The organism is Commensalibacter sp. A3DC, from assembly GCF_047307945.1.
In the GTDB taxonomy this organism is placed as follows: domain Bacteria; phylum Pseudomonadota; class Alphaproteobacteria; order Acetobacterales; family Acetobacteraceae; genus Commensalibacter; species Commensalibacter melissae.
Map to the genome: position 1 here is coordinate 1 of NZ_JAXOQA010000062.1, position 10762 is coordinate 10762.

General features: G+C 38.8%; 9 protein-coding genes and 1 tRNA gene. 4 read left to right on the forward strand and 6 right to left on the reverse strand.

What is annotated here, in order from left to right:
* Window positions 1-143 precede the first annotated feature (143 nt).
* Window positions 144-220: transfer RNA gene (locus U0839_RS07365), tRNA-Arg, on the reverse strand.
* A 66-nt stretch (window positions 221-286) separates the two neighbouring features.
* Window positions 287-724, reverse strand: a complete 438-nt coding sequence (locus U0839_RS07370) for a hypothetical protein (protein ID WP_155565814.1) — start codon at window positions 722-724, stop codon at window positions 287-289.
* Window positions 725-876: 152 nt separating this feature from the next.
* Between U0839_RS07370 and guaA the strand changes: the two genes are divergently transcribed.
* The 3 genes from guaA to U0839_RS07385 all read left to right on the forward strand — a co-directional run bounded on the left by guaA (window position 877) and on the right by U0839_RS07385 (window position 5942).
* Complete coding sequence (guaA, locus tag U0839_RS07375) at window positions 877-2454, forward strand: glutamine-hydrolyzing GMP synthase (RefSeq protein WP_155565813.1); 1578 nt, start codon at window positions 877-879, stop codon at window positions 2452-2454.
* Window positions 2455-2937: 483 nt separating this feature from the next.
* Window positions 2938-4857 (forward strand): ribonucleoside-diphosphate reductase subunit alpha, encoded by a 1920-nt coding sequence (locus U0839_RS07380; RefSeq protein WP_155565812.1) that lies wholly within the window; start codon window positions 2938-2940, stop codon window positions 4855-4857.
* Between the two features lie 245 nt (window positions 4858-5102).
* A complete protein-coding gene (locus U0839_RS07385) occupies window positions 5103-5942 on the forward strand; it encodes an aldo/keto reductase (protein WP_155565811.1) in 840 nt (279 codons plus the stop codon).
* 61 nt (window positions 5943-6003) lie between these two features.
* On the opposite strand, the gene U0839_RS07390 is transcribed toward U0839_RS07385, so the two are convergent.
* Both U0839_RS07390 and U0839_RS07395 read right to left on the reverse strand, forming a co-directional pair.
* The gene (locus U0839_RS07390) at window positions 6004-6966 is read right to left on the reverse strand and encodes a ribonucleotide-diphosphate reductase subunit beta (RefSeq protein ID WP_110438623.1); all 963 of its coding nucleotides are present in this window, start codon (window positions 6964-6966) and stop codon (window positions 6004-6006) included.
* 184 nt (window positions 6967-7150) lie between these two features.
* Window positions 7151-7951, reverse strand: coding sequence for a tRNA1(Val) (adenine(37)-N6)-methyltransferase (locus U0839_RS07395; RefSeq protein ID WP_155565810.1), 801 nt, complete (start codon window positions 7949-7951; stop codon window positions 7151-7153).
* A 151-nt stretch (window positions 7952-8102) separates the two neighbouring features.
* On the opposite strand from U0839_RS07395, the gene U0839_RS07400 reads away from it, so the two are divergent.
* Complete coding sequence (locus tag U0839_RS07400; RefSeq protein WP_413550390.1) at window positions 8103-9149, forward strand: polyprenyl synthetase family protein; 1047 nt, start codon at window positions 8103-8105, stop codon at window positions 9147-9149.
* Between the two features lie 7 nt (window positions 9150-9156).
* Here U0839_RS07400 and murI read toward each other — a convergent pair whose 3' ends face one another.
* Both murI and U0839_RS07410 read right to left on the reverse strand, forming a co-directional pair.
* On the reverse strand, window positions 9157-9978 hold the full coding sequence (gene murI, locus U0839_RS07405; protein ID WP_155565809.1) for a glutamate racemase: 822 nt from the start codon (window positions 9976-9978) through the stop codon (window positions 9157-9159).
* Between the two features lie 13 nt (window positions 9979-9991).
* Complete coding sequence (locus tag U0839_RS07410) at window positions 9992-10756, reverse strand: orotate phosphoribosyltransferase (protein ID WP_155565808.1); 765 nt, start codon at window positions 10754-10756, stop codon at window positions 9992-9994.
* Window positions 10757-10762: the final 6 nt, after the last annotated feature.

Here is a 10762-nt window from a genome sequence, read left to right on the forward strand (position 1 = left end):
TTTTATTTTTATACCAAAAAAAAACGTATAAATAAAGTATAATTTAATATGTATAAAGGAGTAGTTAAATAATATTAATAAAGCTTATTTTAACTTTTTAATCAGGTTTTCAATCTAGGTATGAAATTGACCTCTAATTTAAGTGGCGCACCCGACAGGAATCGAACCCATAACCCCCAGATTCGTAGTCTGGTGCTCTATCCAGTTGAGCTACGGGTGCGTCTTGCCCTAGGCTTTTAACCGATCTTTTTCCCCTCTGCAAGTGTTTTTTTAACTTTTTGTGATTTTAATGCGCAATAGCGTTTGATAATCCGTAATGATGTGGACGATAAAAGGTAATTGTCGCCCGACAGTCAGGAGTTCCATAGGTTCCAATTATATTTTTATCCTTGGCTTTCCCTTCAAAAATGAGATCGTAGGGTTTATGATCCATATCCGTACGGTGGAGGACAGCGACAAGATGCCTTGGATGTTCCTTTTTATGATAGATACCTGTCAAGACCAATGCCCCATTATCAGGTGAAAACAATATTTTCTTTTTATCGATTCTCAGGGCGGCCATACGATCATGTGGACAAATTCCCTGTTGTGTTTCCATTTTGCCTAACCATATTCCTGTGGGGTGGTCTTCGGCTAAATGACTGCAGGCAGCAGTCAACACTAATATAAAAATAGGGATAATCCGTATTTTGCGATGGACTAATTTCAGGCGATACTTGTTCACGGAATGCTCCAGAGTGAAAAAATATGAAAAGGAATTTATTTCTATATAAAGGAGAAATAGTTTTTTTTCAGATAAATTGTTTAATTTACATTTTTTTTATCTATTTGTGATATGAAAACGTATTTTACTGAAAGAGGAAGTGATTGATAAAAATGACCCAGGTAAGCGAATTGGAACAATCTTTACATCAAGAAAAGATTCTTATTCTTGATTTTGGCAGTCAGGTAACCCAGTTGATTGCACGCAGAATAAGAGAAAGTGGCGTTTATTGCGAAATATGGCCTTATACGAGTGATGATGAAAAGATTCGTTCATTTGCACCAAAAGGGATTATTTTATCTGGTGGCCCTTCCAGTGTCATTCAAATGGATGCCCCAAGGATTCCGAATGAAGTTTTTACATTAAAGGTTCCCGTATTAGGAATTTGTTATGGTGAACAGGCAATGTGTCATCAATTGGGTGGACAGGTGGAATCCGGTGACCACCGTGAATTTGGCCGTGCGTATATTAAAATTCTTGAGGATAGTGCCTTATGTCAGGGTGTATGGTCAAAGGGGAACCGTGAACAAGTATGGATGAGTCATGGTGATCGAGTTATAAAAATCCCACCCGGATTCAAGGTGGTAGGGGTTAGTGAGGGTGCACCCTATGCCATGATTGCTGATGAGGATCGTCACTATTATGGTGTTCAGTTTCATCCTGAAGTTGTTCATACACCTCGTGGTGCCGCATTATTAAAGAATTTCACGCATAATATTGCCGGGTGTCAGGGTAATTGGACCATGGCCGGTTTTCGTAATTTGGAAATTGAACGTATTCGTCAAAAGGTTGGTGACAAAAAAGTCATCTGCGGTTTATCAGGTGGGGTTGATTCCGCAGTGGCAGCTGTATTGATTCATGAAGCTATTGGAGATCAGCTAACCTGTATTTTTGTCGATCACGGCATGCTGCGTCAAAATGAAGCGGATGAGGTTGTTAAAACATTCAAAGAGAAATTTAATATTCATTTGATTGCTAAAAACGCGTCTGACTTGTTTCTGAAAGAATTGGCTGGAGTAACCGATCCAGAGGTTAAACGTAAAACCATTGGCCGTTTGTTTATCGAGGTATTTGAACAGGAGGCGCAAAAACTGGGTGGGGCTGATTTTCTGGCTCAGGGTACCCTTTATCCGGATGTTATTGAAAGCGTCAGTGTCACGGGAAAATCAGCAACTATTAAGTCTCATCATAATGTGGGTGGATTGCCTGAACGGATGAATATGAAGCTTGTCGAACCTTTACGTGAACTTTTCAAGGATGAAGTCAGGGATTTGGGTCGGGAATTGGGTATTCCAGAAAATATTGTTGGTCGTCATCCATTCCCAGGACCAGGCCTTGCCATACGAATTTTAGGGGACATTACGCGTGAACGGCTTGATTTGTTGCGTCGTGTTGATGCCGTGTATTTGGATGAAATTCGCAAGGCTGGGTTATATGACAAAATTTGGCAAGCGTTTGCTGTTTTGTTGCCTATTCGTACGGTTGGCGTTATGGGGGATGGCCGAACATATGATCAGGCTTGTGCATTGCGGGCAGTTACAAGTGTGGATGGCATGACTGCCGATATTTATTCTTTTGATATGGAATTCCTTACCAGAGTGGCGGGGCGGATTGTTAATGAAGTCAAAGGCATTAATCGTGTAACTTATGATATTACATCAAAACCACCCGGAACCATTGAATGGGAATAAGATTGCAAGATAATCAATATCTTGAGAAAGTGTCACCCCAATTATTTCATAGGTTTGATTGGGGTGATATCTATTGTTTAGATTACGCATTGACAAGTTAAAGACTTGTTTTTTATTTAAGGAATTTATGACAATATAATTGTATAGCCATTCTATTTTTTAAACCCGATAAATATACAGAGGTTTCTGGCTAATATATTTTTTTAAAAAAATTTAAAATTAAATATATTGTTAAACCAATAAAGTCTGACCTATATTATACTATCTTGTTATCATTTCTGATCTTTTTCGATTGTTAAATTAAAGTTTTTGTTTTTATCAAAATCTTGCATGTCAAGCCTAATGTTATGTTGATTTTATATCATCATATAGGTATGTATGTTTTTTAATATACTATATATAGAAATTTATCATTACATTTAAAATTTTATAATGGTATAGTAAGGATGTAAAATCCTTAAAGGTTTGTTGTTTTGCGAGGATATGGTTGTGACCCCAGTTGATCTGCTTGAAAAAAAGCCTGTTGCCAATGCTGGAAAAGGTAAAACAGATAATGGTTCTCTTTTTACAGATGCCTTGGCAGGAAAAATACAGTTGTATGGGCGTTATCAGGTTAAATTAGATCATTCTCGTGATGCTTTATTGACAGATTTTGGTAAAGCGACGCTTGATGACCGTTATCTTATTGAGGGTGAAAGCTACCAAGAGCTGTTTGCAAGGGTGGCTTCCTACTACGGGGATGATGCGGAACATGCCCAGCGTTTATATGACTATATGTCTCAGCATTGGTTTATGCCGGCCACTCCAGTACTGTCAAATGGTGGGACGGCCAGAGGGTTGCCTATTTCCTGTTTTTTGAATGAAGCGGAAGACAGCCTGAAGGGAATTGTTGAACTGTGGAATGAAAATGTCTGGCTTGCCTCTCGTGGCGGGGGAATTGGATCTTATTGGGGAAATTTGCGTTCTATTGGTGAAAATGTTAGTCGGAATGGCAAAACTTCAGGTGTCATTCCATTCATAAGGGTGATGGACAGCCTGACCCTGGCAATTAGTCAGGGATCTTTGAGACGGGGTTCAGCAGCTGTTTATTTGCCTATCTGGCATCCTGAAATTGAGGAATTTATTGAATTACGCAGACCAACGGGTGGAGATCCCAATCGTAAAGCCTTGAATCTACATCATGGTGTTCTAATTTCTGACGCTTTTATGCGTGCAGTTGAAAATAATGAGGAATGGGCGCTTGTCTCCCCAAAAGATCAGTCAGTCATTAGGAAAGTTTCTGCCCGTTCTTTGTGGATCAGGCTGCTGACGACACGAATTGAACAGGGTGAGCCTTATATTGTCTTTTCCGATACGGTGAATAATGCCCGTCCTGAACATCATAAACTGGCTGGACTGGAAGTAAAAACCTCTAATCTTTGTGCTGAAATTACGTTACCTACAGGAATAGATCATAAAGGAAAGGAACGGACGGCTGTTTGTTGCCTTTCCTCTTTAAATCTTGAATATTGGGATCAATGGTCAAGAAACCCACAATTTATCCAGGATGTCATGTTGTTTCTTGATAATGTTTTGCAGGATTTCATTGATCATGCTCCTGACGAAATGGAACGTGCAAGATATGCTGCTGCACGTGAACGTTCCGTTGGTATGGGTGTAATGGGTTTTCATTCTTTTCTTCAAGCTCATAAAATTCCGTTTGAAAGCGTTATGGCAAAAGTATGGAACAAGAAAATGTTTCAGCATATACGTCAGGAAGCAGACAAGGCATCCGTTACCCTGGCGAATTTGCGTGGACCTTGTCCGGATGCTGCCGATTATGGCATTAATGAGCGCTTTTCAAACAAGATTGCGATTGCGCCAACGGCTTCCATTTCGATTATTGCGGGAAATGCAAGTCCCGGTATTGAACCAATTACGGCCAATGTATTTTTGCAGAAAACCTTATCAGGCTCCTTTACCGTAAGAAATAGGCATTTACGTAAGGTATTGCAGGAAAAAGGCCAGGATACTGATGCAGTCTGGTCTTCTATCACTTTAAACAAAGGGAGTGTTCAACATCTTGATTTTCTGACTCAGGATGAAAAGGATATTTACAAAACAGCATTTGAATTGGATCAACGTTGGATCATTGAACATGCTGCTGACCGTTCACCTTTTATCTGTCAGTCTCAATCAGTTAATTTATTTGTTCCAGCCAATGTTCACAAGCGTGATTTACATATGATGCATTATCAGGCATGGAAAAAAGGAATGAAATCCCTGTATTATTGCCGTTCTCTTTCTATCCAGCGTGCAGATACTGTTAGCAATTTGGCAGTTAAAGAGGATATTCTAAATAAAGGTGATCAGATACAGGCTGATACCTCGACAAGTTATGAAGAATGTCTATCTTGTCAATAATATTGGTTTGAAGGCCTTTTTTAGAGGAAAAGGTCTTTTTTGTTAACTGGGCAAAAGTCTGATCTAAACGGATTTTATTCTTTCTATATCCCTAATATTTTAAGATTTAGGAAGATTTTTGGCCGATATAGGTGATATTCATTCATAAACAAGATGATATTGCTTTTTAAACAGACATTTATTTATGATATCAATAGAAATATTGATTTTGTCTTTAATATTTTTGTAAAAAGGACACATATTGAATGTCATCTATTCCTCAAATTAAATTAAATGATGGGACGAATATTCCTGCTGTTGGATTTGGCACTTACAAACTTAACGGTAGGGAAGGGGTAAAATCTATCATCAGTGCCATTTATAATGGTTACCGTTTGTTGGATTCAGCTTTTAATTATGAAAATGAAGGTGCTGTTGGTGAAGCGGTCCGACAATGTGGAATTTCCCGTGATCAGTTGCGAATCACTTCCAAATTACCAGGACGTCGTCATCAATATGATCAGGCATTGTTAACGATTGAGGAATCTTTATATCGTGCACAGCTTGATTATTATGATATATATTTGATTCATTGGCCCAACCCGATAACAGGAAAATATCTTGAAGCCTGGGAAGCTCTGGTCGAGGCGAAAAAAAGAGGGATGATTAAATCCATAGGCGTTTCAAATTTCCTGCCTGAGCATCTTGATCGTATTATTAAGGAAACAGGGGTGACACCAAGTATTAACCAAGTGGAATTGCATCCATATTTCTCCCAGGCAAAACAGCGTGCCTATGATAAAAAATTGGGAATTGTTACAGAGGCCTGGAGTCCACTGGGCCGTGCCAATGATCTGTTGACACACCCGATCCTGAAAGAAATTGCCAAAAATTATCATAAGTCGGTAGGACAACTAATTTTGCGCTGGCATGTCCAGCTTGGTGTTGTTCCCATTCCAAAAGCAACATCAGATCAAAGGCAAAAGGAAAATCTTGACATATTTGATTTTGATATTACGACAGAAGATATGCAAAAAATTGATGCATTATCAAAACCAGATGGTCGTTTAAAAGGACAGGATCCCTCAAAATATGAAGAATTTTAATTCTTAATATTATTCCCTCAGGATTAATATCTATTTGACCCTGAGGAATAACAGGGAATTCCTAAACTGTCATGCTTTCAAAAGCTTCTTCCCAGGTTCCTTCTGTGGCGGCTCGGCTATATTCGGTTGCACGATTTTCAAAGAAATTGGTATGTTCAACAGCATTGAGCATTTCATCCATCCAGGGTAACGGATTTTTATCAATATCGTAAATTGTATCCAGGCCTAACTGTGTTAAGCGACGATTGGCAATGAAACAAATATAATTTTTGACATCCTGTGCGGTTAATCCTTCGACAGAACCCATTTCGAAAGCTAGGTCAATAAAGGCAAATTCATGTTCAACGATAGTTTTACATATATGGATCAGCTCTTGTTGAAATTTTTCCGTCCACAAATGGGGATTTTCTTGGATGAACGTACGGAAAAGCTTGATAATGGATAGGCAATGTAATGTTTCATCTCTTACCGACCACGAAATAATCTGCCCCATTCCTTTTAGTTTATTAAAACGTGGAAAATTCATAAGGATGGCAAAGGATGAGAATAATTGTAATCCTTCAGTGAATGCTCCGAAAACCGCCATTGTTTTGGCAATTTCGAGTGGATTATCAATTGAAAAATTCTGCATGTAGTCGTATTTATCTTTCATTTCCTTATATTTGAGGAAAGCAGAATATTCGACTTCCGGCATACCAATAGTATCAAGAAGATAACTATATGCCGCGATATGAATCGTCTCGATATTGGAGAATGCTGACAGCATCATAAGAACCTCAATAGGTTTGAATACCTGGCTGTAATATTTCATATAGGCATTATTTACCTCGACATCTGATTGCGTAAAGAATCGAAAGATTTGGGTGATCAAATTCCGTTCGGGTTCGGTCAATTTTTTATGCCAGTCCTTGACATCTTCCGCCAATGGAACCTCTTCAGGTAACCAATGTAGTCTCTGTTGGGTCAGCCATACATCATAGGCCCAAGGATAATGAAAGGGTTTGTAAACTGGGTTATACGTCATCAGATTATGTGTTTGTGCTGGTTTTGAATCTTGCTTTTCCACAGTTTTAACTCCTTGGGTGATTTATGATTTAATTATGCTCTTTTATCAATATATAGTCATATAAATAAATTTAATATCGATATATAGTGTTTTATTGAAAATAAACTTCTTGACTTAGATTCATCCCATATAAACGCTTATATCAAGATAACAAGGTTAGTTTTTTTCCCTGGCGCAAGATTCGATTTGTTTCATTGGTAAATTCTCCATTGTCATTATGTAGTATAAGGCCTGGTGCAATCTGACTACCTCCGGTCGATCCCATTCGTCCTTGTAAAAGTATAATTCGGGGTGGCCGGTTTAGTTTTGGCCATAAAGGAAATAGAATAACCGATCCCAGTTTATATTGATACATAAGGGCACTTGCTTCACTATACAGGCTGGCTGAAAGGGCCAGAGTTAATGTTCCTCCTTGTCGTAATGGACGGCTTAAAGCATAAATCCATTCAGCAAGCAAGCCTCGGGGAAGTTTTTTTGCCAGATTTTTTTCTGGGTCTGGTGAAGGACAGCTATTATGTTGATGCCAGGGAGGGTTGGCGAAGACATGATCAACAAGTTCCTGACCATTAGGTAAAAATGTAAAAGGACGTTTTGGAAGTTTCGGTAATGTGACCTGCATTGCCTTTAGATTGGACATCGCATTAAGTTGAAAATTTTCATTTGCCAGTTCAACCATCTCTGGATGTTGCTCAAAACCTATTCCAGTAATCAAGGGAATACGATAGGCAAGACACATCAATCCTGCACCGGCTCCACATCCACCCTCAATAATTATCTGTTTTTTTTTGGCTGGAATACTGGCTGCCATCAATATGGGCTCGAGGGCTGTCCTGTATCCTTTTTGGAATTGTTTATAAAATATCTTTCCTTCTAATAACGTTCCATTGGATGTATTTTTTGATTTATGGTGTATATAAGGTGACGTAAAAGAAAGCGACTGCATAAATCATTAACCAAATAAATATGTTAGACAAATAAAATGTATTCTAGCGTAACCGATAATGAAATGTTAATGATAATGATCAATTCTGTTTTTATTTTTACAACTTGAATAAATTTTTATAAGTTTTATATAGGGTCGGTTGGATCAACATATGCCAATGAGACAGAAGGTAGAAAGTAAAATGCCTGTTCTGATGGGGAAAGAAGAACCTTTACAAGCATTAGTGGATTATTTAGCTGTTGACATGCAAGCTTGTAATCATGTCATTATGGATCGGATGCAAAGCTCCGTACCGTTAGTTTCACAATTGGCAGCACATCTAATTGTGGCAGGAGGAAAGCGTTTAAGACCTTTACTAACCTTGGCCTCAGCACGATTATGTGGATACGAAAAAGATTCTGCAGATCACATTACACGTCATGTCCGGTTGGCTGCCTGTATTGAATTCCTTCATACCGCGACCCTGTTGCATGATGATGTGGTTGATGAAAGTATGTTGCGACGGGGGACGGAAAGTGCAAATGCTGTTTTTGGCAATTCAGCGTCTGTACTGGTGGGAGATTTTCTTTTTTCCCGTGCATTTCAGATCATGACAGAAGATGGTTCCTTAGAAGTTATGCGAATCATTTCAAAGGCTTCGGCAACCATTGCTGAAGGTGAAATTTTGCAAATGACCGTACAGAATGATTTGTCAACTTCAATATCACGCTATTTTGAAGTTATTCATGGAAAGACTGCGGCATTATTTGCGGCTTCTTGTCGAGTTGGGGCTATTGTAGCCAATCAATCAAGACAGCATGAATTGGCGTTGGAATCTTTTGGTACAAATTTGGGAATGGCTTTTCAGCTGGTTGATGATGCATTGGATTATTCAGCGAAACAGGAAGAATTGGGTAAAACGATTGGCGATGATTTCCGTGAGGGTAAAATAACCTATCCAATTTTGATTGCCTATGAAAAGTCCACTCCAGTGGAAAAGGAATTTTGGCAACGGGTAATACAGGATGGCAAGCAGGAAAAAGGCGATTTAAAACAGGCGCTAGTCCTTATTCGAAAGTACAATGTAATTGAAGAAACCCTTAAAGAAGCTATGGTTTTTGCAAATAAAGCCAGTTCAGCGCTCGATGTTTTTCCAGAGAGTGAATTACATACTATCTTAAAAAATATTGCTAATTACACCGTGCATAGACATTTTTAAAATTGGTTTATTGCAACATAAATGTTTTGATTTGTGTAAATTTCATCAGGGCAAGCCGACTTAAAAGAGGTTTGTCCTTAGTTAATGGTGCAGTAGAATAAAAACAGTTATTTACGTTATTATCAGTATGTGAAAATTTCTCTTGCCGTAAAATGTCAATAGTGTGCTTGGCTACAGCAGCTGCAGGATCCAGCCATTGAATGGATGGGGATGTGTTCTGACGTAAAAGATCAAGAATAAAGCTGTAATGGGTACATCCTATACATATTGCATCCATTTGATCAGAATATGGATGATTAAACATATTATCAAGTTCTTGCTGGATTAGATGTATATCGCAAGACTTTGTCCGGAAATAATTCTCTGCCAGTTTTGCAAGTACAGGAGAACCATAAGCGATAAGTTTGCAATCCGAGGCAAATTGTTCTTTTAAATGACATAAATAGGGTCGTGCAATGGTCGCACGTGTTGCCAATAATCCAATTATTTTGCTTTGACTCACACGGGCGGCCCATCGAACAGGTGGAACACAGCCAACAAATGGAATGAAAGGATATATTTTCCTCAGCCTGTCGAGTGCAATAGTACTGGCGGTATTACAGGCAATGACAACAAGGTTTGGTTTAATTGACTGAATCGCCTGTCCGATAAGATTGATAATTCGTTCAACCAGAAAATTATCTTCTTGCTCACCATAAGGGAAAACAAGATTGTCGGCAAGATAGTCAATTGAAACCTGTAAATCAGTTGTTTTCAATTGTGTTTGGAGGTTTTGAACGATGCCTAAACCTCCAATACCAGAATCGAATGCTAAAACACGATAAGGCATAGGGTATAAAAGATTATAAACGGGATTGTTTATGAGCTAGAGCCTCCTGTTCATTGCTGACTCCGCCATGCTTGGCAGACCATGCGCAAGGATCTTCAAGGAAACGTCTGATTTCTGAGGTATCTCCATTTGAAAAGGCTGGGTATTCTGAACTGACTTCTAAAATATCCCACCAAGTGCAAAGGGAATGCAGACTGATACCAATATCGTTTAGTGTCTGATAAGCGCTTGAAAAAACTCCATAAAAGAAAACAACAAAAGCATGATCAACAATTGCACCAGCCTTGCGTAAAGCTTTGGCAAACCCAACCTTGGAAATACCATCTGTAGTTAAGTCTTCCACCAAAAGAGTACGCATATTTTCAGGTATATCCCCTTCGATCTGTGCATTTTTACCAAATCCTTTAGGTTTTTTGCGGACATAGGCCATTGGAGTCATCATTCGGTCTGCGAACCATGCAGCAAATGGAATTCCAGCTGTTTCACCACCCACGACGGCATCAAAAGATTCATATCCAACGTGACGATAAATTTTTTCAACCCCTAATTCAATAATCTTTGCCCGGGCACGAGGATAAAAAATAATTTTACGACAATCAATATAAACAGGGGATTTCCAACCGGCGGTAAGTAGATACGGATCATCAGGACGAAAATTTACAGCCTGGATTTCCAAAAGAAGCCGAGCGGTAATAAGAGCGGCGTCACGATCCCATTCAGTTACACGAGGTGAACGTGGCTGTTTTTTATTAAAAAGTGAAGTATGAGTTTGTGACATAGAGTG

Coding starts and splice junctions, on each gene's coding strand:
- U0839_RS07395 (WP_155565810.1), bottom strand. CDS start 7,951: ATGCAGTCGCTTTCTTTTACGTCACCTTATATACACCATAAATCAAAA.
- U0839_RS07385 (WP_155565811.1), top strand. CDS start 5,103: ATGTCATCTATTCCTCAAATTAAATTAAATGATGGGACGAATATTCCT.
- guaA (WP_155565813.1), top strand. CDS start 877: ATGACCCAGGTAAGCGAATTGGAACAATCTTTACATCAAGAAAAGATT.
- U0839_RS07410 (WP_155565808.1), bottom strand. CDS start 10,756: ATGTCACAAACTCATACTTCACTTTTTAATAAAAAACAGCCACGTTCA.
- U0839_RS07390 (WP_110438623.1), bottom strand. CDS start 6,966: ATGACGTATAACCCAGTTTACAAACCCTTTCATTATCCTTGGGCCTAT.
- U0839_RS07380 (WP_155565812.1), top strand. CDS start 2,938: ATGGTTGTGACCCCAGTTGATCTGCTTGAAAAAAAGCCTGTTGCCAAT.
- U0839_RS07400 (WP_413550390.1), top strand. CDS start 8,103: ATGCCAATGAGACAGAAGGTAGAAAGTAAAATGCCTGTTCTGATGGGG.
- murI (WP_155565809.1), bottom strand. CDS start 9,978: ATGCCTTATCGTGTTTTAGCATTCGATTCTGGTATTGGAGGTTTAGGC.